The organism is Pantoea sp. 1.19, from assembly GCF_001922585.1.
Taxonomy (GTDB): Bacteria; Pseudomonadota; Gammaproteobacteria; order Enterobacterales; family Enterobacteriaceae; genus 1-19.
In genome coordinates this window covers 94,307-119,562 of record NZ_MRBS01000003.1, presented here as the reverse complement: position 1 = coordinate 119,562, position 25,256 = coordinate 94,307, and the positions used below count along the sequence as shown (strand labels likewise).

26 protein-coding genes are annotated in these 25,256 nt (G+C 61.0%); 17 read left to right on the top strand and 9 right to left on the bottom strand.

Features of this window, described 5'->3' with window-relative positions; genetic code table 11:
* Positions 1-23 precede the first annotated feature (23 nt).
* The gene (locus tag BS626_RS07200; RefSeq protein ID WP_075181717.1) at positions 24-1,061 is read right to left on the bottom strand and encodes an oxidoreductase; all 1,038 of its coding nucleotides are present in this window, start codon (positions 1,059-1,061) and stop codon (positions 24-26) included.
* Between the two features lie 279 nt (positions 1,062-1,340).
* Here BS626_RS07200 and ydgT point away from each other — a divergent pair, with 279 nt between their 5' ends.
* From ydgT to gstA, 11 genes are all read left to right on the top strand, one after another.
* Positions 1,341-1,556: a transcription modulator YdgT gene (ydgT, locus tag BS626_RS07195; RefSeq protein WP_075181716.1), complete on the top strand. Its 216-nt coding sequence runs from the start codon at positions 1,341-1,343 to the stop codon at positions 1,554-1,556.
* 103 nt (positions 1,557-1,659) lie between these two features.
* Complete coding sequence (locus BS626_RS07190) at positions 1,660-2,115, top strand: DUF2569 domain-containing protein (protein WP_075181715.1); 456 nt, start codon at positions 1,660-1,662, stop codon at positions 2,113-2,115.
* Positions 2,116-2,238: 123 nt separating this feature from the next.
* Positions 2,239-2,820, top strand: coding sequence for an electron transport complex subunit RsxA (gene rsxA / locus BS626_RS07185; protein ID WP_075181714.1), 582 nt, complete (start codon positions 2,239-2,241; stop codon positions 2,818-2,820).
* Positions 2,820-3,398, top strand: coding sequence for an electron transport complex subunit RsxB (gene rsxB / locus BS626_RS07180; protein WP_075181713.1), 579 nt, complete (start codon positions 2,820-2,822; stop codon positions 3,396-3,398). Before rsxA ends, rsxB begins: the two co-directional genes overlap by 1 nt.
* The gene (gene rsxC / locus BS626_RS07175; protein WP_075181712.1) at positions 3,391-5,988 is read left to right on the top strand and encodes an electron transport complex subunit RsxC; all 2,598 of its coding nucleotides are present in this window, start codon (positions 3,391-3,393) and stop codon (positions 5,986-5,988) included. The genes rsxB and rsxC overlap by 8 nt, the downstream gene beginning before the upstream one ends.
* The gene (rsxD, locus tag BS626_RS07170; protein WP_075181711.1) at positions 5,989-7,047 is read left to right on the top strand and encodes an electron transport complex subunit RsxD; all 1,059 of its coding nucleotides are present in this window, start codon (positions 5,989-5,991) and stop codon (positions 7,045-7,047) included.
* Positions 7,048-7,049: 2 nt separating this feature from the next.
* Entirely contained in the window at positions 7,050-7,682 is a 633-nt protein-coding gene (gene rsxG, locus BS626_RS07165; protein WP_075181710.1) for an electron transport complex subunit RsxG, read from the top strand.
* Positions 7,675-8,373 (top strand): electron transport complex subunit E, encoded by a 699-nt coding sequence (locus BS626_RS07160; protein WP_075181709.1) that lies wholly within the window; start codon positions 7,675-7,677, stop codon positions 8,371-8,373. Before rsxG ends, BS626_RS07160 begins: the two co-directional genes overlap by 8 nt.
* Positions 8,370-9,005 (top strand): endonuclease III, encoded by a 636-nt coding sequence (gene nth, locus BS626_RS07155; RefSeq protein WP_075181708.1) that lies wholly within the window; start codon positions 8,370-8,372, stop codon positions 9,003-9,005. The genes BS626_RS07160 and nth overlap by 4 nt, the downstream gene beginning before the upstream one ends.
* Positions 9,006-9,523: 518 nt before the next feature.
* Complete coding sequence (gene dtpA, locus BS626_RS07150) at positions 9,524-11,026, top strand: dipeptide/tripeptide permease DtpA (RefSeq protein ID WP_075181707.1); 1,503 nt, start codon at positions 9,524-9,526, stop codon at positions 11,024-11,026.
* Positions 11,027-11,174: 148 nt separating this feature from the next.
* The gene (gene gstA, locus BS626_RS07145) at positions 11,175-11,780 is read left to right on the top strand and encodes a glutathione transferase GstA (RefSeq protein WP_075181706.1); all 606 of its coding nucleotides are present in this window, start codon (positions 11,175-11,177) and stop codon (positions 11,778-11,780) included.
* 42 nt (positions 11,781-11,822) lie between these two features.
* Here gstA and pdxY read toward each other — a convergent pair whose 3' ends face one another.
* From pdxY to anmK, 5 genes are all read right to left on the bottom strand, one after another.
* Positions 11,823-12,686: a pyridoxal kinase PdxY gene (pdxY, locus tag BS626_RS07140; RefSeq protein ID WP_075182083.1), complete on the bottom strand. Its 864-nt coding sequence runs from the start codon at positions 12,684-12,686 to the stop codon at positions 11,823-11,825.
* Positions 12,687-12,766: 80 nt separating this feature from the next.
* Positions 12,767-14,041 carry a tyrosine--tRNA ligase gene (gene tyrS / locus BS626_RS07135; RefSeq protein WP_139308783.1) on the bottom strand — a complete coding sequence of 425 codons (1,275 nt, stop codon included), beginning with the start codon at positions 14,039-14,041 and terminating at the stop codon, positions 12,767-12,769.
* 129 nt (positions 14,042-14,170) lie between these two features.
* Positions 14,171-14,827, bottom strand: a complete 657-nt coding sequence (pdxH, locus tag BS626_RS07130) for a pyridoxamine 5'-phosphate oxidase (RefSeq protein WP_075181704.1) — start codon at positions 14,825-14,827, stop codon at positions 14,171-14,173.
* 60 nt (positions 14,828-14,887) lie between these two features.
* The gene (locus BS626_RS07125) at positions 14,888-15,199 is read right to left on the bottom strand and encodes an MliC family protein (protein WP_139308782.1); all 312 of its coding nucleotides are present in this window, start codon (positions 15,197-15,199) and stop codon (positions 14,888-14,890) included.
* Between the two features lie 55 nt (positions 15,200-15,254).
* Complete coding sequence (anmK, locus tag BS626_RS07120; RefSeq protein WP_075181703.1) at positions 15,255-16,388, bottom strand: anhydro-N-acetylmuramic acid kinase; 1,134 nt, start codon at positions 16,386-16,388, stop codon at positions 15,255-15,257.
* 333 nt (positions 16,389-16,721) lie between these two features.
* On the opposite strand from anmK, the gene BS626_RS07115 reads away from it, so the two are divergent.
* Positions 16,722-17,189 (top strand): glycine zipper 2TM domain-containing protein, encoded by a 468-nt coding sequence (locus BS626_RS07115; RefSeq protein ID WP_075181702.1) that lies wholly within the window; start codon positions 16,722-16,724, stop codon positions 17,187-17,189.
* Positions 17,190-17,231: 42 nt separating this feature from the next.
* Here the strand turns inward: BS626_RS07115 and slyA are convergent, their stop codons facing one another.
* The gene (slyA, locus tag BS626_RS07110; protein WP_075181701.1) at positions 17,232-17,666 is read right to left on the bottom strand and encodes a transcriptional regulator SlyA; all 435 of its coding nucleotides are present in this window, start codon (positions 17,664-17,666) and stop codon (positions 17,232-17,234) included.
* 153 nt (positions 17,667-17,819) lie between these two features.
* Here slyA and BS626_RS07105 point away from each other — a divergent pair, with 153 nt between their 5' ends.
* The 3 genes from BS626_RS07105 to BS626_RS07095 are packed head-to-tail and all read left to right on the top strand — an operon-like array spanning position 17,820 to position 20,945.
* On the top strand, positions 17,820-18,056 hold the full coding sequence (locus BS626_RS07105) for a DUF1656 domain-containing protein (RefSeq protein ID WP_075181700.1): 237 nt from the start codon (positions 17,820-17,822) through the stop codon (positions 18,054-18,056).
* Between the two features lie 3 nt (positions 18,057-18,059).
* On the top strand, positions 18,060-18,914 hold the full coding sequence (locus BS626_RS07100; protein WP_075181699.1) for an HlyD family secretion protein: 855 nt from the start codon (positions 18,060-18,062) through the stop codon (positions 18,912-18,914).
* Positions 18,915-18,920: 6 nt separating this feature from the next.
* On the top strand, positions 18,921-20,945 hold the full coding sequence (locus BS626_RS07095; RefSeq protein ID WP_075181698.1) for an FUSC family protein: 2,025 nt from the start codon (positions 18,921-18,923) through the stop codon (positions 20,943-20,945).
* Here BS626_RS07095 and BS626_RS07090 read toward each other — a convergent pair.
* Together BS626_RS07090 and BS626_RS07085 are read right to left on the bottom strand one after the other, a co-directional pair.
* Entirely contained in the window at positions 20,930-21,826 is an 897-nt protein-coding gene (locus BS626_RS07090; protein ID WP_075181697.1) for an aldo/keto reductase family oxidoreductase, read from the bottom strand. The two genes, BS626_RS07095 and BS626_RS07090, sit on opposite strands and share 16 nt — an antisense overlap.
* A gap of 83 nt (positions 21,827-21,909) precedes the next feature.
* A complete protein-coding gene (locus BS626_RS07085; protein WP_075181696.1) occupies positions 21,910-22,149 on the bottom strand; it encodes a DUF1289 domain-containing protein in 240 nt (79 codons plus the stop codon).
* 193 nt (positions 22,150-22,342) lie between these two features.
* Between BS626_RS07085 and eptA the strand changes: the two genes are divergently transcribed.
* Positions 22,343-23,980 carry a phosphoethanolamine transferase EptA gene (eptA, locus tag BS626_RS07080; RefSeq protein ID WP_075181695.1) on the top strand — a complete coding sequence of 546 codons (1,638 nt, stop codon included), beginning with the start codon at positions 22,343-22,345 and terminating at the stop codon, positions 23,978-23,980.
* Between the two features lie 106 nt (positions 23,981-24,086).
* Positions 24,087-25,184: an alkene reductase gene (locus BS626_RS07075; RefSeq protein WP_075181694.1), complete on the top strand. Its 1,098-nt coding sequence runs from the start codon at positions 24,087-24,089 to the stop codon at positions 25,182-25,184.
* Positions 25,185-25,256 lie beyond the last annotated feature (72 nt).

The window sequence follows — 25,256 nt, the reverse complement described above, 5'->3', positions numbered from 1 at the left end:
TTCGCAACGGAGGACGGCCCGCGTCAGACCACTGGCAGCACCCGGCGCTCCCGCGCGGCCTCGATGCCTCGCTCAATGAGCGCCATCACCGCAATCGCCTGCGCGGGCGTCACCGGATTGTCCGCGCGGCCGCGAATGGCTTCGCCCACCGCCGCGTAATAGGCGGGGTAATTTCCCGCCTCGGTTGGCCAGCCCAGCGCCCGGACGCCACCGGCATCGGCACGGGTCAGCGTGCCGTCGCGATCGTCACGTCCCCAGCCGGCCGCCGGACGCGCACCGGCTTTCAGCCGTTCCTCTTGCGGATCCATGCCCCATTTGACATAGCTGCCGGCGGTGCCGTGAACCTGAAAGCGCGGCGTCTCTGCCGCCGCCAGCATCGTTGCACTGAGCACCACGCGCCGATCGGCATAGTAGAGCACGGCCTGGAAATAATCGGTGGTCTGCGCGCCGGGACGCAGCTCGGCTAAATCGACGCCCAGCGCCTGCGGGGGGCCAAACAGCTGCAGGGCCTGGTCCAGTAAATGCGGCGCCAAATCATACCAAATACCGCTGCCCTCCCCGGCCATTTCCCGCCAGCGCTGGCGCACTTCCGGCCGGAAGCGATCAATACGCGACTCCAGATAGCGTACCTGTCCCAGCTCGCCGCTGGCCAGTAGCGCCTTCAGCGTTAGAAAGTCGCTGTCCCAGCGGCGGTTATGGAACACCGACAGCAGGCGCTGCTGATGCGCCGCCAGCTGTTCCAGGTCCTGCGCCTCGGCGACGGTCAGGGTAAAGGGCTTGTCGACCACCACGTGCTTGCCCGCCAGCAGCGCGGCTTTAGCTAACGGATAGTGCGTATCGTTTGGCGTCGGGATAACAATCAGATCGAGCGTCGGATCGGCAAACAGCACAGCCGGATCGGCGGCCACCGTCACCGCCGGCCAGTCAGCGTGAACGTTGTTCGCGTCGCGGCTGGAGATGGCCGCCAGCGTCATGCCCGGCGTGGTGGCAATCAACGGGGCGTGGAAGGTTTTACTGGCAAAGCCGTAGCCTAACAGGCCAACGCGGATCGGCTCTTTCATGGTTTCTCCTCGATATGCAGCGTGGTCTCTGCACCGCAGTGTAATCGATTACTTCGCAAAGTCAGTGCTACCGGACCGGCTTTTTTCGGGTTTTTCATCTGCAAACTCGCGTGCCAGCGTATTTTCCAGATTCACGGTAATTTTCTGAACTTAACGTGCGGGAAAACTCTCAAAACTCCCAAAACGCCCCGGCGGCAGCGATTCTTACTACTGACCAGAATGCATTTTCAGTTACACTGCCACAGCCCGTTATCCTGTTTATATTTTTGAATGGAAACCATGACTGTTCAGGACTATTTGTTGAAATTTCGCAAAGTGAGCAGCAGTGAGAGCCTTGAGAAATTGTTTGATCATCTCAACTACTCCCTCAGCGATACCCACGACATCATCAATATGTACCGCGCCGCCGATCATCGCCGCGCCGAACTGGCGTCCGGCGGCCGGCTGTTTGATATTGGCTGCGTGCCGAAAACCGTCTGGCGCTACGTCCAGTAACCGCGCTTTTATTGCCGCAGTGCTCTGCCGTATACTGTGTCCAAATCGGGCGTGACCTGTTTGGACCTTACCGGATCGCCCCTCCTCCAACCGAGAGTTGTTTATGTCTGGTACATCCCCTGACGTCGCCGTCGCTCCCCGCATTGCCGGCTGGCTGCTGCTGCCGCTGGCGTGGCTGGTATTAACGTGGCTATCCAGTACGCTGGCGCTGGCCAACTATATGACGGCCCTGATGCATCCGGCACTGCGCGAGGCGCTGTTTGCTCTGCAGGAGCGCTTTGCCTGGCAGTTTTTGCTGTCGCTGCTGATCGCGTTGGCCATGTGGCTGTATACCGGCTGGGTGACCTGGCTGTTTTGCCTGCGCCGCCGCACCCTGCCGCGCCACTATATCGTCTGGCTGCTGGTAAGCGTACTGCTGGCGCTGCGCAGTTTTGCCTTCAGCCCGGTGGCCGACGGTGCAGCGGTGCAAAACCTGCTGCTGGTGCTGGCCGCAGCCGCGGTACTCGCCCCCTATTTTCGCCGCTCTCAGCGGGTTAAGGCCACCTTCCTGCGCGATTAGCGGCGTAAAACAGCCTGGTAATTTAATCCTGAGTGCGCTTTGCCCGCCGCCGATTGGGTGAACGGTTGTGGTAACGCACTCAATAGCTGATAATGAGCCGCTTTTACCGTTTCAGGCGAAAAAATGACCGAATACCTGCTTCTCTTTATTGGTACCGTGCTGGTGAATAACTTCGTTTTAGTGAAGTTTCTCGGCCTGTGCCCGTTTATGGGCGTTTCCAAAAAACTGGAGACGGCCATTGGCATGGGACTCGCCACCACCTTTGTCATCACCCTGGCGTCGATCTGCGCCTGGCTGGTGAATCACCTGATTTTACTGCCGCTGGATATGGTCTATCTGCGTACCCTCGCCTACATTCTGGTGATTGCGGTCGTGGTACAGTTCACGGAAATGGTGGTGCGTAAAACCAGCCCGGAGCTTTATCGCCTGCTCGGTATCTTTTTGCCGCTGATCACCACAAACTGTGCGGTGCTCGGCGTACCGCTGTTGAGCGTTAACCTGAATCATACCTTTCTGCAGGCCGCACTGTTTGGCTTCAGCGCCTCGGTGGGCTTCTCGCTGGTGATGGTGCTGTTTGCCGGTATGCGCGAGCGCCTGGTGCTGGCTAACGTGCCGGCCCCGTTTAAAGGCAATGCGATTGCGCTGATTACCGCCGGGCTCATGGCGCTGGCATTTATGGGCTTCAGTGGATTGGTGAAATTCTGATGAGTGCGATTTGGATTGCGATTGCGGTACTGAGCGCAATCGGCCTGCTGTTTGGCGTACTGCTGGGCTACGCCTCACGCCGTTTTAAGGTGGTAGATGACCCGATCGTCGAGCAAATCGATGCGGTGTTGCCTCAAAGCCAGTGCGGTCAGTGCGGCTATCCCGGCTGCCGTCCCTACGCCGAGGCGGTGGGACTGAACGGCGAACAGATCAATAAATGTGCGCCGGGCGGCGAGCAGGTGATGCTGAAACTGGCCGGGATGCTCAACGTTGATCCCCAACCGCTGGAGGGCGACGAGCAGGCGCAGTCTCCGGTGCGCACTGTCGCCTGGATTGACGAAGAAAACTGCATTGGCTGCACTAAATGCATCCAGGCCTGTCCGGTCGATGCCATCGTCGGCGCCACCCGCGCCATGCACACCGTACTCAGCGATGTCTGTACCGGCTGCGATCTTTGCGTCGCCCCGTGCCCAACCGATTGCATTGAAATGCGCCCGGTAGCCACCACCACAGCTAACTGGAAATGGGACCTGAATAGCATCCCGGTTAGGGTGATAAGCGTAGAAAAACATGCGTAACCTGCTTAACTTTTTCAAAAAAGAACCGCTCTGGGACTTTGCCGGCGGCATCCACCCACCGGAAAATAAGACCCAGTCTAACGGTACGCCGCTGCGCCAGCTGCCGCTGCCGGCGCGGTTCATCATCCCACTGAAACAGCATATCGGCCACGAAGGTGAATTGCGGGTCAAGCCCGGCGATCGCGTGCGGCGCGGTGATGCCCTGACCCGGGGTACCGGCCGGATGCTGCCGGTTCATGCGCCCACTTCCGGCACCGTGTACGCCATTGCGCCGCACATGACCGCCCACCCCTCCGGGCTGGCAGAAATAGCCATTTTTCTGACGCCGGACGGCGAAGACCGCTGGGGCGATCGCCAGCCGATCGCTGACTATCGCGCCGTGGATCGGCGCGAGCTGGTTGATAAAATTTTTGCCGCCGGCGTCGCCGGCCTTGGCGGCGCCGGCTTCCCAACCGCCACCAAGCTGCGCGGCGGTTTGCGCGGGGTTAATACGCTGATCATTAACGCAGCCGAATGCGAACCCTACATTACCGCCGATGATCGGTTGATGCAGGATCACGCCGCCGAAGTGCTGGAAGGCAGCCGAATTCTCGGCTGGATTTTGCAGGCCGGCCAGATTCTGATCGGTATCGAAGACAATAAGCCGGCGGCGATCGCCGCGCTGCGCCGCGCGCTGGGTTCCGCTGGAGACATCACGCTGCGGGTGATTCCGACCAAGTATCCCTCCGGTGGTGCGAAACAATTAACCAAAATACTGACCGGTAAAGAGGTGCCTCACGGTGGGCGCTCGGCCGATATCGGCGTACTCATGCACAACGTCGGTACCGCCTGGGCGGTGAAGCGCGCAATCCTTGACGGCGAAGCGCTGACCGAGCGCGTCGTGACCCTCACCGGGGAGGCGGTGAGCCAGCCAGGCAACGTTTGGGGGCGGATTGGTACGCCGGTCAGCCACCTGCTGAACCACGCCGGCTTCACCCCCGGTGCGCGGCAAATGGTTATCATGGGTGGGCCTCTGATGGGATTTACCTTACCCAACCTGGACGTGCCTGTGGTGAAAATCACCAACTGCCTGCTGGCCCCCTCCGCCGCCGAAATGGGCGAAGAGACGCCGGAAAAAGGCTGTATTCGCTGTAGCGCCTGCGCCGATGCCTGCCCTGCCGGACTGCTGCCGCAGCAGCTCTACTGGTATAGTCAGGGCGGCGATCACGACAAAGCACGCGCACATCATATTGATGATTGTATCGAATGCGGTGCCTGCGCCTGGGTCTGCCCCAGCAACATTCCGCTGGTGCAGTATTATCGTCAGGAGAAAGCCGAAATTCGCGCGATCGACCTGGAAGCAGCGCGCACCGCCGAGGCGAAGGCGCGTTTTGAGGCCCGACAGCAGCGGCTGGAACGTGAAAAACAGGCGCGTGACGCGAAGCACCAGCAGGCGAAGCGCAGCGTGACCGCGCAGGAACAGGATGCGGTACAGGCCGCGCTGGCGCGGGTGAAAGCCAAACGCGCCGCGGCGGGGGAAAGCGTTAGCGTCACCGCCGGCGCCGAACCGGACAACACGGCGGTCATTGCGCAGCGCGCGGCGCGCAAAGCCGAAGCGCGCGCGCGCCAGGCCGAACGTCAGGCCGATACGGCACCGCTGGCGCAGCAGGCGGCCGATCCGCGCAAGGCCGCGGTAGAAGCGGCCATCGCCCGCGCGAAAGCCAAACGGGCCGCGACCGCCGCCGATGACGCCCCGGCCGCCGACGCCGACGCCGCACCGGCCGATCCGCGCAAGGCCGCGGTAGAAGCGGCCATCGCCCGCGCCAAAGCCAAACGGGCCGCGACCGCCGCCGATGACGCCCCGGCCGCCAACGCCGACGCCGCACCGGCCGATCCGCGCAAGGCCGCGGTAGAAGCGGCCATCGCCCGCGCCAAAGCCAAACGGGCCGCGACCGCCGCCGATGACGCCCCGGCCGCCAACGCCGACGCAGCACCGGCCGATCCGCGCAAGGCCGCGGTAGAAGCGGCCATCGCCCGCGCCAAAGCTAAACGGGCCGCGACCGCCGCCGATGACGCCCCGGGCGCCGACGCCGACGCCGTCGCCGCGCCGGCCGATCCGCGCAAGGCCGCGGTAGAAGCGGCCATCGCCCGCGCCAAAGCTAAACGGGCCGCGACCGCCACCGATGACGCCCCGGGCGCCGACGCCGACGCCGTCGCCGCGCCGGCCGATCCGCGCAAGGCCGCGGTAGAAGCGGCCATCGCACGCGCCAAAGCCAAACGGGCCGCGACCGCCGCCGATGACGCCCCGGCCGCCGACGCCGCGCCGGCCGATCCGCGCAAGGCCGCGGTAGAAGCGGCCATCGCCCGCGCCAAAGCTAAACGGGCCGCGACCGCCGCCGATGACGCCCCGGCCGCCGACGCCGACGCCGTCGCCGCGCCGGCCGATCCGCGCAAGGCCGCGGTAGAAGCGGCCATTGCCCGCGCCAAAGCCAAACGGGCCGCGACCGCCGCCGACGCCGCGCCGGCCGATCCGCGCAAGGCCGCGATAGAAGCGGCCATCGCCCGGGCGCAGGCCCGTAAAGCTCAGCACGCTGAGTCACAAGAGGATTAAATGGCTTTTCGTATCGCAAGTTCGCCTTATACACACAATCACCGCAGCACCCGCAATATTATGCTGGTGGTACTCTTGGCTACCCTGCCGGGCATTTTGGCCCAGTGGTGGTGCTTCGGCTGGGGAACGCTGGTACAGCTGGTGCTGGCCGCACTGACCGCCCTGCTCTGTGAGGCCACGATCCTCACCCTGCGCAACACGGCGCCGCGTGAACATCTGAATGATTATTCCGCGCTGCTGACCGGCGTCCTGCTGGCTATCAGCCTGCCGCCGCTGGCGCCGTGGTGGCTGGTGGTGGTTGGGACGGCTTTTGCAATTATTATTGCCAAACAGCTGTACGGTGGCCTCGGGCAAAATCCGTTTAATCCGGCTATGGTCGGATACGTGGTGCTGCTGATCTCCTTTCCGGTGCAGATGACCAGCTGGCTGCCGCCAGAGGGGCTGCAATCCATGCATCCCGGGCTGGGTGATACGCTGAGCATGATTTTCAGTCAGCATACGCTGGCCGGCGAGACCCTGCTGCAGCTGCAGCAGGGAGTAGACGGCATCACGCAGGCCACGCCGCTGGACGGATTCAAGACCGGCCTGCGCGCCGGCCACAGCGCTGAGCAGCTGCTGGCGCAGCCGATGTACAGCGGCGTACTGGCCGGTCTCGGCTGGCAGTGGGTGAACCTTGGCTATCTGGCCGGCGGGCTGTTTCTGCTGTGGTATCGCGCCATTCGCTGGCATATTCCGTTGGCGATGCTGCTGTCACTGCTGGTGTGCGCGACGGTCGGCTGGCTGATAGCCCCCGGAAGCTTCGCGTCACCGCTGATGCATCTGTTTTCCGGTGCCACCATGCTGGGGGCGTTCTTTATTGCCACCGATCCGGTCACTGCCTCCACGACCAATAAAGGACGGCTGATTTTTGGTGCGCTGATTGGGCTGCTGGTGTGGTTAATTCGCAGCTTCGGCGGCTATCCTGACGGCGTGGCCTTTGCCGTACTGCTGGCGAACATCACCGTGCCGCTGATTGACTATTACACTCAGCCGCGCGTTTACGGCCACCGTAAGGAGTAATCATGCTCGATGCAATGCGTAAGAACGGGCTGCGGCTGGCGATTTTTGCCGCCGTCACCACCGGGCTGACCGCGGTGGTCAATACCGTCACGAAACCCACCATTCGCCATCAGGCGCAGCTGCAGCAGCAGGCGCTGTTCGATCAGGTGCTGCCGGGGGATCGGTATGATAACGATTTGCAGCACGCCTGTTACGTTGTCACCGATCCGGCGCTGGGCAACGCCGCTCCCCACCGGCTGTGGCTGGCAACCCGTCAGCAGCACCCGGTGGCCGCGGTGGTGGAGAGTACCGCACCGGATGGCTACTCGGGTAATATTCAGCTGCTGGTGGCGGCCGACTTCAGCGGTAAGGTGCTGGGGACCCGGGTCACCGAACACCATGAAACACCCGGACTGGGCGATAAAATCGAGACCCGCGTTTCCGACTGGATTTTAACCCTGACCGGTCGCCACATCGCCGGCGCGCAGGATCCGCGCTTTGCCGTACGTAAAGACGGTGGCACAATTGACCAGTTTACCGGCGCGACCATTACCCCGCGTGCGGTCGTCAACGCGGTGAAGCGTACCACGCTGTTCATCGGGACGCTGCCGCCGCGGCTGTCCTCCCTGCCCGAATGTGGAGATACCCATGAGTGAAGCGAAAAATCTGATAACCGGTGGCCTGTGGAAAAACAACTCCGCGCTGGTGCAACTGCTCGGATTGTGTCCGCTGCTGGCCGTTACCTCCACCGCCACTAACGCGCTGGGTCTGGGGCTGGCCACCACGCTGGTGCTGACCATCACCAATAGCGCGATCTCCGCTTCGCGCCGCTGGGTGCCTTCTGAAATCCGCATTCCGATTTACGTTATGATTATCGCTTCGGTGGTCAGCTGCGTGCAGATGCTGATCAATGCCTACGCCTTCGGTCTGTATGCGTCGCTGGGGATCTTTATTCCGCTGATTGTTACCAACTGTATCGTGGTGGGGCGGGCGGAGGCCGTGGCGTCAAAAAGCAGCGTGTCGCTCTCGGCACTGGACGGGCTGGCCATTGGCCTCGGCGCTACGGCGGTAATGGTCGTCCTCGGCTCCCTGCGTGAAATCATCGGCAACGGCACGCTGTTTGACGGTGCGGACCAGCTGCTGGGCCCGTGGGCCAGGGCACTGCGTATTGAAGTGATTCACTTTGACTCACCGATGCTGCTGGCCATGCTGCCCCCGGGCGCATTTATCGGCCTGGGCCTGCTGCTGGCAGCCAAATACGTGATTGACCAGAAAATGAAAGCGCGGGCGGCGCGGCAGAAAGCCCGTGATGCCCTGCCGCCCAATGCGAGTACCGGAAAGCTATGAACAAGGAGAAACGCCTGGCGATCCTCACCCGCCTGCGCGATAACAATCCCCATCCCACGACCGAACTGGTGTTTCATTCGCCGTTTGAACTGCTGATCGCCGTTCTGCTCTCCGCGCAGGCGACTGATGTCAGCGTCAATAAGGCGACCGCGCGCCTGTATGCGGTCGCCAATACGCCGGCCGCCATGCTGGCGCTGGGCGTCGATGGGGTAAAAGCCTACATCAAGACCATCGGCCTGTTTAACACCAAGGCCGAAAACGTCATCAAAACCTGCCGCATCCTCGTGGAGCAACATCAGGGACGCGTGCCGGAAGATCGCGCGGCGCTGGAGGCCCTGCCGGGGGTCGGCCGTAAAACCGCAAACGTAGTATTGAATACCGCGTTTGGCTGGCCGACCATCGCCGTTGATACCCATATTTTTCGCGTCTGTAATCGCACCCGCTTCGCCGAGGGCAGCACGGTTGAGCAGGTCGAGACGCGCCTGCTGAAAGTGGTGCCCGCCGAATTTAAAGTCGACTGCCACCACTGGCTGATTCTGCACGGTCGCTACACCTGCATCGCGCGTAAGCCTCGCTGCGGTTCCTGCCTGATTGAAGATCTCTGCGAGTATAAAGCCAAAACCAGCGATTAACCGCCGCCGCTGATGGCCGATTCGCTCTGCCCCGCATCAGAGCGAATTGCAATGGACAGGCGACTTTTTTTACTGGAAAAAGTAATCGCTTGTTTCGTGATCCCTGTCACTTTTCGCGCACGGCATGGTCACCACAGAAGCAACATATTGATTTATATCATTTTACGGAAAATTTCAGCTATGCATGCTAATAAAATGCACAGATGCGACACATAAGACTGACTAAAGGCAGTTTAGCCGTTCCTCCCACCTGACGCAGCGTGCCGCGAAGCAGAACAGCAGTAATTTCCAATACAACGAAATAAATCAGATTTAAATTCCATTTTTAACGTAACAATTAAAAATTTAACATCGTACCTATTGCTATTAACAGAAGATGAAAAAAATCTTGCCTGATCGCTCAGGATCAGCGAAATTAACCGCCGCTTTACCGATCCACACTTAGAACGCCGCGAATACTCCGGTATGACGGGCGCTTAATTCCTGTTGCAAAACAGGATCGCAACACAGAGGTCTACGTGTCTACTGCAAACAAACACACTGATGAGGCGATAAGCCTCAACGCGTTCAAACAACCGAAAGCGTTTTATCTGATTTTTTCAATTGAACTGTGGGAACGCTTTGGTTACTACGGCCTGCAAGCCATCATGGCCGTTTATCTGGTCAAGCAGCTGGGCATGTCGGAGGCCGACTCCATTACCCTGTTCTCCTCATTCAGCGCGCTGGTCTACGGCCTGGTGGCGATTGGCGGCTGGCTGGGCGACAAAATCCTCGGCACCAAGCGCGTGATTGTCCTGGGTGTACTGGTGTTGGCGCTGGGTTACGCGCTGGTGGCCTTCTCCGGCCACAATACGGATATCGTCTATATTGGCATGGCGACCATTGCCGTCGGCAGCGGCCTGTTTAAAGCGAATCCGTCGTCGCTGCTGTCAACCTGCTACGAGAAAGACGATCCGCGCATCGACGGCGCGTTCACCATGTTCTATATGTCGGTCAATATTGGCTCACTGTTCTCGATGATGTTGACGCCCTGGCTGGCGGCAAAGTATGGCTGGAGCGTAGCCTTTTCGCTGTCGGTGATTGGTCTGGTGATCACCCTGCTTAACTTCCTGTTCTGCAAACGCATGGTAAAAGATTTCGGTTCAAAAGCCGATTTCGCCCCACTGCACGTCGGTAAACTGCTGGCCACGCTGGTGGCGATTGTGGCGCTGGTGGCGATTTCCGCCTGGCTGCTGCACCATCAGGAGATTGCCCGCCTGACGCTGGCGGTGGTCGCGCTGGGTATCGTGCTGATCTTCGCTAAAGAGACGTTCGCCCTGCAAGGTGCCGCCCGCCGTAAAATGATTGTCGCCTTTCTGCTGATGGTGGAAGCTATTGTGTTTTTCGTGTTGTATATGCAGATGCCGACTTCGCTGAACTTCTTTGCCATTCGCAACGTCGAGCACACGCTGTTTGGCCTCACTTTTGAACCGGAGCAGTTCCAGGCGCTGAACCCTTTCTGGATCATGGTAGCCAGTCCGATTCTGGCTGCGGTCTACAACAAACTGGGTGACCGCCTGCCGATGCCGCACAAATTCGCTTTCGGCATGGTGCTCTGCTCTGCTGCCTTTCTGGTTCTGCCGCTCGGGGCGAAATTTGCCAGCGATGCCGGCATTGTCTCGCTCAACTGGCTGATTGTTTGCTACGGCCTGCAGAGTGTCGGTGAGCTGATGATCTCCGGTCTCGGCCTGGCAATGGTGGCGCAGCTGGTGCCGCAGCGTCTGATGGGCTTTATTATGGGCTCCTGGTTCCTGACTACCGCCGGTGCGGCGATGATTGCGGGTAAAGTTGCAGGCCTGATGGCGGTGCCGGAAAACGTCACCGATCCGCTGCAGTCGCTAAGCGTTTACAGCCACGTGTTCATGCAGATCGGTATCACGACCGCAGTGATTGCCCTGCTAATGATTGTGACCGCTCCGCGGCTGAACCGCATGACGCAGGACGATGATGCTGAGCGCGCGCTGAAAACCGCCCGCGCCTGAAGGCTTACGTCGTAACAGCAGGCCACCCGGTAGGGTGGCCTTTTTTTTGCCCTCGCCCCCGTCCCGCAGGGCAATACCGGTCACTGACATTTGTCGCCGACGGCAGTAAGATGTTTTTTTAACCATAACATTGCCGAAGGAGTGCGCTATGAAACTGTATGCTTCACCGGGTCTGTGTTCGCTCTCTCCCCACATTGTATTACGCGAAGCCGGACTGGACTTTACGCTGGTGATGGTCGATATCCAGACGAAAAAGACCGAACGGGGCGAGGATTATCGTCGTATCAACCCTAAGGGCCAGGTACCAGCGCTGCTGCTGGATGATGGCACCGTGCTGACCGAGGGCACGGCCATCGTGCAGTACCTCGCCGACCGTAAGCCCGATCGCCAGCTGCTGGCGCCGGTGAATACTCCCTGTCGCTATCAAACCCTGGCGTGGCTGAATTATATCGCGACCGAGCTGCATAAAAGCTTTACGCCGCTCTATCGTCCGGAGACGCCAGAGACGCTGAAGGCGCTGGTGCGTCAGCAGCTGGCAGATAAATTTCGCTGGGTGGATGCGCAGCTGGGGGGAAAAAGCTGGCTGATGGGCATGCATTTTTCCATCGCCGATGCCTACCTGTTTACGGTCACGCGCTGGACCGCATCGCTGGGCATTGATGTCACTGCGCTGCCGCACTTATCGGCCTGGATGGCGCGGGTGGCAGCCCGACCGGCGGTGCAGGCGGCGCTGAGCGCCGAGGGGCTGGCCTGAGCAATCCGGGACGGGGCAGCGCGCACGTTGCCCCGTACTGCATCAGGGAAGCTTCACCGCCGCAAAATGGTGAACCGGCTGAACGATGCGATCCTGCGCGGCCACCAGCTGCAGCTCATACTCACCCATTTCGTGCGTGGCGATCATCACCTCATACACCGCCGCAGTGATATGCTCCAGCGCCCGATCCAGCGGCAGCCCCTGGAGCAAATCCACCAGCAGCAGACCACTGGTCAGATCGCCCACGCCCACCGGCTGGCGCACGCCAAAATCCACCAGCGGGCGACTGATGTGCCAGGCCTCGTCTGCGGTCACCAGCAGCATTTCAAACCGATCGCTGCGGTAACCGGCGCGGGCCAGGTGCTTCACCAGCACCACCCGCGGTCCGCGGACAATCAGCTCGCGCGCCGCCGCTACGGCGTCCTCCACCGAGGCGACGCTGCGCTCGCTGAGCATCTCCAGCTCCAGCAAATTCGGCGCGATAATGTCGCTGGCCGGAAGCGCAAAGCGACAGTGAAACTCCGCAACGCCCGGTGCCACAATGCAGCCCTTTTCCGGATGGCCCATCACCGGATCGCAGAAGTACCACGCCTGCGGATTGGCCGCCTTGACCCGCTTGACGATGGCCAGAATTTGCTCGCCCTGCTCGGCTGAGCCAAGATAGCCGCTGAGCACGGCATCGCAGGTCTTTAGCCGGTCAATATTACTGATGCCTTCAACAATCTCACCGAGGTGCCCGGCGGGCATCACGGTGCCGGCCCAGTGACCGTACTGGGTATGATTGGAAAATTGTACGGTGTTCAGCGGCCAGACGTTAACGCCCATACGGCGCATGGGAAACTCCGCCGCGCTGTTACCGGCGTGGCCATAGACCACGTGAGACTGAATGGAGAGAATATTTTTTATCTTCATTGGGGGGTAACCTGCTTCTTCCTGCCGAAACAACGCGGGGCCGGTTTTCACCGGCCCCGCTTAACTACATCCTGTTACTGCCAGCACGCCAGGCAATAATGTTTTTTACCGCGACGCAGCAGCGTGTAGCGGCCAAACAATTTATCCGCCTCGCTGAAGCGGTACTCCGCGTCCGCCTGTTTTTCACCATTTACGGTGACCGCATTGGACGCGATCATGGTACGTGCCTGACCGCGTGACGGGACCAACCCGGCGCTGACCAACGCCTGCATCAGATCCGCCTCTTCCGTCAGGGTAATGCTCGGCATACCGTCCTGCTCCAGCTGAGCAAAGTCGGCCGCGGTCATGTCGCTGAGCGCGCCGGAGAACAGGCTGGCGGTAATACGTTTTGCTGCTTCCAGCCCGGCCTCACCGTGTACCATGCGCGTCACTTCATCGGCAAGCACATACTGCGCGCGCGGGGCTTTGCCGCTGTTTTTGTCCTCTTCTTCGAGGGCGTTGATCGTCTCCATCGGCAGGAAAGTGAAGAACTTCAGGAAGCGATAGACGTCAGCATCAGCGGTATTGATCCAGAACTGATAGAATTTGTAAGGACTGGTTTTGCTCGGATCCAGCCACACCGCACCGCCCTCGGTCTTACCAAACTTCGTACCGTCCGACTTGGTGATCAGCGGAACAGTCAGACCGAACGCCTGATTCTGATGCAGGCGGCGGGTCAGATCGATGCCGGAGGTGATGTTGCCCCACTGATCGGAACCGCCAATCTGCAGCACCACGCCGTAGCGGGCATTCAACTCGGCAAAATCGTAGCCCTGCAGCAGGTTGTAGGAGAACTCGGTAAAGGAGATGCCCTGATCGTCACGGTTCAGACGCTGCTTCACCGCTTCCTTGTTAATCATCTGATTCACTGAAAAGTGTTTGCCGATGTCACGCAGAAAGGTCAGCACATTCATTCCGCCAAACCAGTCATAGTTATTGGCGGCGATGGCGCTGTTCGCTCCACAGTCAAAGTCAAGGAACGGCGCGACCTGACGACGAATTTTTTCGACCCACTCCTGCACGGTGTCGGCGGTGTTCAGCTTGCGCTCGGCGGCCTTAAAGCTGGGATCGCCGATCAAACCGGTGGCACCGCCCACCAGCGCCACCGGCTGATGACCGGCATCCTGGAAGCGTTTCAGACAGAGCAGCGGCACCAGATGGCCCAAATGCAAGCTGTCCGCGGTGGGATCGAAACCGCAATAGAGGGCGATTGGCCCTTGCGCCAGCCGCTCCGCTAACGCGTCTTCATCCGTCACCTGGGCAATCAGCCCACGCTCTTGCAATTGTTTAATCAGGTTACTGCTGGTCATTAATGACTCCATCAACAATGATCTGCACCTAAGCTGGTACACAGCGTTCCGCCATTCGCGGAAAAATAAGGGCTATAGAATAAAGCGCCGGAACGCATCGTGCCAGCGCTTCGGCCGGTTTTTAACACCTCAGGGAGCGAGTCGGTCAACTTTCCAGCCGTCACCATCGCGCTGCCAGAAGAAGCGATCGTGCAGACGGTGTTCCCCCCCCTGCCAGAACTCCATGCTGTCAATTCGCACCCGATAGCCTCCCCAGAAGCTGGGCAGCGGGATCTCTCCCTGCTGGAACTTCTGCTTCAGCTCAAGAAATTTGCTCTCCAGTACCGCGCGGGCGGAGAGGCGACTGGACTGGCGCGACACCCAGGCGCCAATTTGGCTGTCGCGCGGACGGCTGTGAAAATAGCGCAAAACCTCACCCATGCTCAGCGGTTCCGCCTGACCGGTGACCATCACCTGCCGCTCCAGCATATGCCAGGGAAACAGCAGGTTAATGCGCGGATTGTGCGCCAACTGCTGCGCTTTGCGGCTGCCAAGGTTGGTATAAAACACCATGCCCTGCTCATCCACGTGCTTCAGCAGCACGATGCGCTGCCACGGCTGGCCGCTGGCGTCTACGGTGGCCACGCACATGGCGGTCGGGTCAGGCAGCCCCGACTCGCAGGCCTGGCCAAGCCACTGCTCAAACAGAGTCAGTGGACTGGCGGGAAGATCGCGCCGCCGCAGGCCGCCGCGGGTGTATTCGCGGCGCAGGTGGGCGATATGCTGCAGGATGTCGCTGTCGCTCATAACCGTAAACTCCGTTCAGGGGATTAACGCTATTGTGCTCGCCATTTCCCGACTGTTCAATCAGTTAGCCGGCTGAAGTTCACAGTCATCGATGATAACCTTGTCGTTGCGTTCGACAAAGGCGCCGTTACCCTTCGACCAGAAGGTATAAGTGCCGTTACTGTAGCGGGCACCGGAAGCGGCAATCTGCTCCTTGAGCGTCACCGACTGGCCGTCAATCACAAAGGCGACTTCACTTCGGGCGTTATCCAGACTGACCGTCAGCGGCAGCGTACCGCAGCGGTAGTGCAGCGTTTGCACCGGTGACGGTGCGGGGGGCATCAGGCTACAGCCGGACAGCAGCAGCGTGGTCATACACAGCACTCTTCTCATGATTGGTTTCCTCACCAACAGGTTAATGGCGGTCACCGGCGCACAGCTGGCCGGGTTACGCCGTTGTCGCCGGGCCGAAATCGGGCGACGCGGGAAAGATGGCCCCGATGATGGATGCCGCCGAGGCGCCGGTGACCGAGGGCAGATTGCCCGGCAGCCCCGACAAGGTGCGGTACGCCAGCCAGGCAAAAGCCAGCGCCTCCATATCGTCGCCGCGAATGCCAGCGCTGTCGGTGGTTTCCACGGCCGTCCCGCTGAGCTGCGCAGCCAGCCGCTGCATCAGCAGGGGATTGCGGGCGCCGCCGCCGCACACCAGCAGGCGATCGCAGCCGCCGCTGAGCAGCACCTGATCGGCTATGCTGCTGGCGGTCAGCTCCAGCAGGGTCGCCTGCACGTCTTCCGGGCGCCGCGCCGGCTGAGCGCTGAGCTGCGCCTCAATCCAGCCGTAGTTGAAGTATTCCCGCCCGGTACTTTTCGGCGCGGGTAGCGCAAACCAGGGGTCGGCACGCATTTTTTGCAGGAGTGCCGGAACAACCTGACCGCGGCGGGCCAGCATCGCATCGCGATCGAACGGCTCACCGCACTGACGCCACACCCAGGCATCCATCAGCATGTTGCCCGGCCCGGTATCATAACCGCGTACCGGCTGATGGGGGATCAGCAGCGACAGGTTGGCAATTCCGCCGATATTCAGCACCATCCGCCGCTCCTGCGGATGCATCAGCAACGCATGATGAAACGCCGGCACCAGCGGCGCTCCCTGCCCGCCCAGCGCCATATCACGGCGGCGAAAATCGCCGACGACGGTGACGCCGGTAGCGGCAGCGAGGTGATTGTTATCGCCAATTTGCAGCGTTCCGGGGGCCGGGCCGCGCGGTTCGTGCCACACCGTTTGTCCGTGACAGCCAATCGCTGTCACGTCGCTGGCCTCCAGCCCCTCGCGCTGCATCAGGGTCAGCACCGCTTCAGCAAACAACCGGCCAAGGCGAGTATCCAGCTGCACCAGCTGCGATAGCGTCAGCGGCTGTCCCTGGCAGACATCAAGAATTGCCTGCCGCAGCGGCCGCGGGATGGGATGGGTATAGCTGGCCTGCTGGGCCACCATTTCCGGGCAGATAGCCGCCAGCACCACGTCGATGCCGTCGAGGCTGGTGCCGGACATCACGCCGATGTAACGCCCTGATTTCATGACTTCCTCGCTGCACGCCAGGCGTGCGAAATGATCAGGAGAACAGCCTGGCAAAATCTTACGGGTAATTCTATGATTGAGAGTGTTTTTTTATAAAAACCTCGCGGGGCTGACACCGCTGTTCGCGTCGCTCGCAACATTGAATGATTGTTTATTCTGCTTACGCTATGCTGTGCGTCACTCGATCGCTGTGCCCGCCCGGGCCGACATCATAGCAGCGGTTTCGCTGCCGCGCCGCGTTCTCTACCGAGCAGCATGGATGGATGATGAGTATACTGATTGTGGTGTGGCGGCGGGTTTCCGCGCAACCCTTAGATGAAGGAGTTTCTAACGATGTTCAGGCGTGTATTTATCGTAGCTCTGGCCGGTTTAACGCTGGCAGGTTGTACTAATACTGACACTCTGTCCGGTGACGTTTACAGCGCCTCAGAGGCAAAACAGGTGCAGACCGTCAGTTACGGTACGGTGGTCTCCGTGCGTCCGGTAAAAATTCAGGCCGGTAACGACAGCAACGTGATTGGCGCCATCGGCGGTGCGGTGCTGGGCGGCTTCCTTGGCAATACGATCGGCGGCGGCGCCGGACGCAGTCTGGCAACCGCCGGAGGGGCGATCCTCGGCGGCGTAGCCGGACAAGGCGTTGAAGGGGCAATCAACAAAACCGATGGCGTTGAGCTGGAAATCCGTCGCGATGACGGTAACACCATCATGGTGGTCCAGAAACAGGCCGCCAGCCGCTTCTCGGTGGGGCAGCGCGTGGCGATGGCCTCCAACGGCAGCCAGATCACCGTCTCGCCGCGCTGAGCGCGCTGACGGGCAAAAAAACCGGCCGCTGGCCGGTTTTTTTTAGCTGCGGTGCTGTAGCTCGGAGATATTTCGCTCCAGCCGGGCGATAAGCGTCACCATCTGCTCCACTTCCTGACGAGAGATCCCCTGCAGAATGTCATCGCGGGTCTCGTCGATCACCTTTTCCATTTCGTCTATCAGCGGTCTTGCCGCCTCGGTCAACCGGATACGCTTAGCCCGGCGGTCGCTGGTGCAGGTGATACGGGTAATCAGCCCTTTCTCCTCCAGCTGATCCAGCGTACGCACCAGCGACGGCTGCTCAATACCGATCGCTTTAGCCAGCTGAATTTGCGACTGCTCCGGTGGCAGCTGATGGATGTTATGCAAGGTGACCCAGTGCGTCTGGGTCAGGGCTAACGGCTTCAGGCGCTGATCGATGAGGGCGCGCCAGATGCGGACCAGGCGCGCCAGGTCGGTTCCCAGAGGGGTTTCCATTTCAACTCCTTATAATTAGCTTGCTAGCTATCAAGCGTCATTTTAGACTATTTTCTGCGTTTGAAGCAGTAATTACAATCGCGCCCCCTCGCCCGGCAGGTTTGCACACTGCAGCGCCAGGACGCCGACGGTCACCTCGAAGGAAAGTTAAAATTGACTCATGCATTCCCTGCCTCTCCCAGCGCCTTTACCGATCTGCTCTTTGGCGCCTATCTGCTGTTTCCACCGCTGTTTCGCTCGGTGCTGCTGGGGCTGCTGTTCTGGCTGCTCGTCCACCCACTGCTGCGCGACGCGCTCTCCTCGGGGGCGTTCTGGCACCCAATGCTGATGGAGCTGTCAGTCTTCGTTCTCTGCGTTAGCGCCGCATTCTGGCTGTTGAGCAGGGGATAAACGATGCGTCTGTCCCGCTTAAAATACTTCAGTACTCTGCTGGTCGCCAGCGCCGCCCTGCTGGCAGGCTGGTGGCTATGGAACAGCTATATGCAGTCGCCGTGGTCGCGTGACGGCAAGGTCCGCGCCGAGGTGGTCAGCATTGCTCCGCAGGTCGCCGGTCAGCTTACCGCGTTGCCAATCCGCGACAATCAGTTTGTCCATCGCGGCGACCTGCTGTTTGCGCTTGACGAGGTACCCTACCGCATCGGGCTGGAGGACGCGTTGGCTCAGCAGGCCAGCGCCCGCGCCCGTCGCATCAACGCGCAGCATGAGGCCACCCGGCGCAGCAGCCTGCGCAATACCCTCTCAGCGGAAGAAATTGACGTCGCCAATCAGACGCTGGCCGAGATGGTGGCGGCGGAACACGCCGCCGAGGCGAAAGTGGCGCGGGCGCGCTGGGAGCTGCAGCAAACCCGCGTGCTGGCACCTACCGATGGCTGGATAACCAATCTGCGGCTGCGCAACGGTAACTTTGCCAGCCAGGGCGAACCGCTGTTTGCCCTGGTCGACAGCCACTCGTTTTACGTAATGGGTTATTTTGAAGAGACCAAGCTGCGCCATATCCGCATAGGTGCCCCGGCCAGTATCGTGTTGTACGGCACCGGACAGCGGCTGCAGGGGCACGTCGACAGCATCGGCCGCGCCATTTACGACCAAAGCGAGGCCGGAGACAGCGGCCTGCTCGCGGACATTAAGCCTACGGTACCCTGGGTACGGCTGGCCCAGCGCGTCCCGATCCGGATTCGCCTCGATGATCTCCCGCGCGGGGTGACGCTGATTGCCGGCACCACCTGCAGCATCACCATCGCCGGGTAACCGCGCATGAGGCTGAAACTTTCGCGCCCGGTGGCTCTGCCGTGGGTCGTCGCCACCGCCGCGCAGTGGAAAAGCGCACTGCGCAGTACGCTGGCCATGTGCCTGGCCCTGACTTTTGCCTATGCGCTTCAGCTCGACCAGCCGTGGTGGGCGCTGACCTCTGCCGCAGTCGTCAGCGGCATGAGTTCGGTTGGCGGCATCATCAGTAAAAGTCTCGGCCGCCTTGCCGGCAGCCTGCTGGGCGCCTGCGCCGCGCTGCTGATCGCCGGCAATACGCTTAACGAACCCTGGCTGTTTACTTTTTATATCGCCGGCTGGCTGGCGATCTGCACCTGGGCCGCCAGCCACCAGCAGAACAACGTTGCCTATGCCTTCGCGCTGGCCGGCTACACCGCGGCGATCATCGTCTTTACCCTGGTAGAGCTGACCGATACGGCAGCTATCTGGAATACCGCACAGGCCCGCTTTTGCGAGGTGATTACCGGGATTCTCTGCGGTGGCGTCATGATGATTATCCTCCCTGGCAGCAACGACGGTGAGGCGCTGATTGGTTCGCTGCGCGCGCAGCACCAGCGGCTGCTGGAGCACGCCAGCTGGATGCTTAACAGCGCTCCCTCCGGCGAAACGCGGCACGCGCATCAGGCCATGATTGGCCAGGTACTGACGCTGAATTTGCTGCGGATCCAGGCGTTCTGGAGCCACTACCGCTTTCGCCGCTACAACCCGGTGGTCAATTACCTGCTGCATCAGCAGCTGCGGATGACCAGCGTCAGCGCCGGACTGCGGCGCATGCTACTGAACTGGCCAGCCCCCCCGGCCCGGGTCTGTCGCGATACGGCGAGGATTTTGTCCGAACTGGCGCGCCCGGAGAGTGATAAGTACCGGCTGGCCCGGCTGTTGCAGCCCCTGCTTGCCGCCGGGGCAACGGATTTCCGCTATCGCACCTGGGGGCTACAGCTGCGCAGCTTCTGCTGGCTATCGCTGAACGTCAGGCGCTGGCTGCGGCAGCTTGAGCAGGCCGACAGCGAGACGCGCTTATCGCCGCCGCGCACGCCGCCCTTAAGCCGGCGGGCCGACAGCACCGAGGCCGCCTGGAATGCACTGAGGACGTTTGTCGCGGTGGTAACGGGCTGCGGCTTCTGGATAGCCACCCAGTGGGAGAACGGCGCCGCCGCGCTGACGCTGCTGGCCATTACCTGCGTGCTCTACGCGTCAACGCCGTCGCCCACCCGTACGCTGTCGCTGCTGATGAAGACCCTGGTGGCGCTCTCCGCCTTCAGTTTTGTGCTGGTATTTGGCGTGATGATTCAGGTCAATGATATGGGGCAGTTTCTGCTGCTGTTCTTTCCGCTGGTGTTAACGCTGTATCTGTTAAAAGCGCAGCATCCACGCCACGCCCCAATGCTGGGGCAATTTATCGTCTTTATGGGCTCGTTTATTGCCGTGACTAACCCGCCGGTGTTCGACTATCCCGAGTTTATCAACGATAACCTCGGGCGGGTGCTGGGCGTGATGCTCAGCATTGTGGCGTTCTACCTGCTCAGCCCCAGCTCGGATCGGCGCCGCAGCCGTCGCCATATCCAAACGCTGCGGCGCGACTTTCTTGATCAGCTGCGCCCGATGCCCACGCTGAGCGAACAGCAGTTTGAATCCCGGGTGTATTACCTGATCAATCCGCCTGCCGGCAGCGTCGATCACCCGGCACACCTTGCACTGCTTCGCTGGGGCGTGGTGTTACTGAACTGTAGCCACCTGCTCTGGCAGCTGCGTGACGGGTCCTGTGCCGAACCAGCCCTGCTGGCGCAGCGCCACGCCTGCGTTGCCGCCCTGCGCCGGGTATTCACGCCGCGCGACATCTCCGCCGCGGCGCTGGAGGGTGTCCTGCAGGATTTACATTGGCAGATCGCACAGCTGGCCAGCCGGCCTGAACCGGCCGCCGGCGAGCTGGCGGGCATGCTGTGGCGACTCTACGCCGCGCTGACACCGCTGCGCGGCGCCGATTCGGGAGCCGCCGATCAGGGCACGTCGTAGCCCAGTGCCGCTTTGCGAATGCGGAACCACTGCTGGCGATCGAGGGTCAGCTGCTGCGCTGCTACCGCCTCCCTCACCCGCGCAATTTTACCGGACCCGATAATCGGCAACGGCTGCGAAGGCAGGCACATCACCCAGGCGTAGACCACCTGCTCGATGGTGTCGGCACCCACTTCCCGACGCACCTGCTCGAGCGCGTCGCGCAGCGGCTGGTAGGCGGGATCGTTGACGATTGCGCCGCCGCCGAGGCATGACCACGCCATCGGGTGCAGGCGTAACTGCTGGCACTGGTCGAGGGTGCCATCCAGCAGCACCGCCTGCTGAATCGGTGAGATTTCGACCTGGTTAGTCACCAGGCCAAACGGCAGCCGCGACTGCAGCAGATCAAACTGCGCCGGCGTAAAGTTAGAGACGCCAAAATGCCGCACTTTCCCGCTGTGGTGCAGCGCTAAAAAGGCCTCTGCCACCTCGTCGGCCACCATCAGCGGATCGGGGCGGTGAATGAGTAGCACGTCAAGGTAGTCGGTGGCGAAGTGGCGCAGGGCGTTTTCGGCGCTGCTGGTGATGTGTCCGGCATCGGTGATGTAGTGACCCAGCGCATGCTGCGCTCGGGCGGTAGTGGCAATACCGCACTTGGTGACGATTTCCAGCTGCTGACGCAGGGACGGCGCCAGGCGCAGCGCATCGCCAAACGCCGCTTCGCACTGGTAGTCTCCGTAAATATCGGCATGATCGACGGTAGTCACCCCCAGCTCCAGGTGCTGACGAATAAAATCCGCCAGCGCCGCCGGGCGCAGTTGCCAGGTCATCAGCCGCCAGTAGCCCATCACCATGCGTGACAATTCCGGCCCCTGCGGCGAAAGTTGGATACGTGCTGTCATCAGAGTGTTCCTTATTGGAAAACGCCGTCCGCTACGGCGAAAGCGTCCCCAGTATAGCCGGCGTGCGGCGCTAAAACAGCCGGTTAAAACAGCGTAGGCTGCTCTGGCGGCTGCTCATCGGCCGGGGTGGTGGCTCGCCGCAGGCGCAGAAAGCGCTGCCGGCACAAGCGCAGCACGTCACGTTTTTGCGCGTCGCTGAAGCGCTGCCACTGGAACCGCTCCTCGCGGCTGCGAAAGCAGCCGCGGCAGTAGCCACGCTCATCGCTCTGACAAATCCCCCGGCACGGACTGGGCACCGGAAAAAACTCGAGTTGTTCCGCCACAGGACCTCCTCTAACACTTGCTTTATTGAAGCCATCCCGCCGCTAATCTGCAAGCTTTGCGCGTAAATGGCGCAGAAAAGCGTGATCGCCGGCGGCGCAGGAAGCCGCGCTACGCGTAAGCTGATGTATTAAGGTTTTATTAAGGCTTCCTGCTTACGCTGCTCCACAAGCTAACCCGTTCACTGTGGAAAAAATGAAAATCCGGTCTCTACTGAGCTGTCATGAAATGACCTTTACCCTGCTGGCGGCGCTGTGGTTTACCGCGGTAGGAAATGGATGGTTTATCTGGCGCGCATGGCAATTGATTGATTATCAGAGGATAGTCAGCTATCTGTTCGCCCTGTCCGTGCCGCTGGTACTGTTTTGCGCGTTTACGGCGCTGTTCAGTCTGTTCGCGCTGCCGTGGATCCGCAAGCCGCTGCTGACCCTGCTTCTGCTGGTCAGCGCGGCAGCTAACTACTTCAGCGTGAGTTACGGCACGGTCATAGACACCAACATGGTGCAGAACGTATTTGAGACCAACTGCCAGGAAGCGCTGGCGCTGATCACCCCACGCTATCTGCTGTGGATGCTGCTGGCCGGCCTTTTACCCGCCGTCTTGCTGTGTAGTCTGCACATTATTTGCCAGCGCCCATGGTGGATGGGGCTGGCGCTGCGGCTGGCCACAGCGCTGGCGGCGCTGGCGACTATCCTGCTCATTGCCGCCTTTTTCTTTAAGGATTACGCGTCGCTGGTGCGCAACAACAAGCCGATTGTCAAACTGGTGACGCCGGCCAATGCGATCAGCGGCGTCGGGCACTATGTACAGGATCGCTGGTTCTCCGGTAGCCAGGCGCTGGTACGCCTCGGGGAGGACGCGCGCACAGGCCCGCGGATCGCCGCCGCCGATAAAAAAACGCTGGTGGTATTGGTACTCGGTGAAACCGCTCGCGCGGAGAACTTCTCCCTCGGTGGCTATGGGCGCAACACCAATCCGAAACTGGCCCGGCAGGACGTTATCTATTTCCCCCGGGCGACCTCCTGCGGTACGGAGACGGCCGTGTCGGTGCCCTGTATGTTTTCCGGCATGACGCGTAGCCACTACGATGCCACACTGGCGCGCCATCGCGAAGGGCTGCTGGACGTGATGGCACACGCCGGAGTCAGCGTGCTGTGGCGCGAGAACGATGGCGGCTGCAAAGGCGCCTGCAACCGCGTACCGCATACCGACATGACGCAGTGGCAGCTGCCCGCGCCGCGTTGCGGGACTGAGGGATGCCTTGATGAGGTCCTGCTGTATCGGTTAAATCACTACCTCGACGGCCTGGATAACAATGGCGTGGTGGTGTTGCATCAAATGGGCAGTCACGGGCCGGCCTACTATCGGCGCTATCCCGCCGGTGAGCGCCCCTTTACACCGACCTGCGACAGTCATCAGATTCAACTCTGCGATCATCAGGCGCTGGTTAATACCTACGACAACAGCGTGCGCTACACCGATAGCATGCTGAGCGATACGCTGGATTTGCTGAAGGGCTATGGCGATCGCTTTAACATTGCGCTGATTTATCTCTCCGACCACGGAGAGTCACTGGGCGAACACGGCATGTATCTGCACGGCGCCCCGTGGCTGTTTGCGCCCAGTCAGCAGACCCATATTCCGTTCCTGATGTGGCTATCACCGGGCTGGCGTCAGGCGATGCACGTTGATGGGCACTGCGTCAGCCAGCGCGCCGCCCGTGAGGCAGTCTCTCAGGATAATCTGTTTCATACCCTGCTAGGGATGCTGGATGTGCACACCCGCATCTATCAACCACAGCTGGATATTCTGGCTGCGTGCCGACAAAGCTGAATTTCCGTGCTCTGGTCATCTGCTGACCAGAGCATGTGCTGCTAAGTGGCCCAAACGCAACTTCACTACCCTGTCTGCCTGATGTTAAACCCAAGCAGGAGTTGTTATGTCCATCTCATCTCTTTTCACCCCACTGAAACTGGGGGCGATTAGCGTACCCAACCGGGTATTTATGGCCCCGCTGACGCGCCTGCGTAGCATCGAGCCAGGCGACGTGCCAACCCCGCTGATGGGTGAATATTATCGCCAGCGCGCCAGCGCCGGACTGATCATTTCCGAGGCCACGCAGATCTCCTTCCAGGCGAAGGGCTATGCCGGGGCCCCCGGCCTGCATACCGGCGAACAGATTGCCGCCTGGAAAGCGATTAACGCCGGCGTTCACGCCGACGGCGGTCATATGGCGGTTCAGCTGTGGCACACCGGCCGCATCTCGCACAGTACCCTGCAACCGGGTGGCCAGGCGCCGGTTGCCCCGTCAGCGATTAACGCCGACACCCGCACCTCACTGCGCGACGCTGCAGGTAACACCATTCGCGAAGCCACCTCAACGCCGCGCGCGCTGAGCACGGCGGAAATCGCCGGGATCGTTCAGGATTTCCGCCAGGCGGTGATCAATGCGCGCGAAGCGGACTTCGACCTGGTCGAGCTGCACTCGGCGCACGGCTACCTGATTCACCAGTTCCTCTCCCCGGCATCCAACCAGCGCGATGACCAGTATGGCGGCAGCATTGTTAATCGCACCCGCTTTGCGCTGGAAGTGGTCGACGCGGCGATTGACGGCTGGCAGGCAGACCGCATCGGTATCCGCATCTCTCCGCTGGGGCCATTCAACGGGCTGGATAACGGAGAAGATCAGGAGGAGGCCGCCCTCTACTATCTGAAAGAGTTGGCCAAGCGTAATCTCGCTTATCTGCACGTGTCTGAGCCCGACTGGGCGGGCGGTAAACCTTACAGCGAGGCCTTCCGTCGCCAGATGCGCGAGGTCTATCCGGGCGTTATCATCGGCGCGGGCGCCTACACGCCGGAAAAAGCCGCCGATCTGATTGACCGCGGCCTGATCGACGCCGCCGCCTTTGGCCGCGACTTCATCGCCAACCCGGACCTGGTTGAGCGCTTCCGCCTGCAGGCGCCGCTCAACGCGCAGCGTCCGGAAAGCTTTTACGGCGGTGGAGCGGAAGGCTATACCGACTACCCAACCCTGTAAAATTACCGCCGCGCGGCGAAAACGCCGCGCGCTTCTGGTATCCTTATCCGTTCAACTTTCTGACGACAGAGG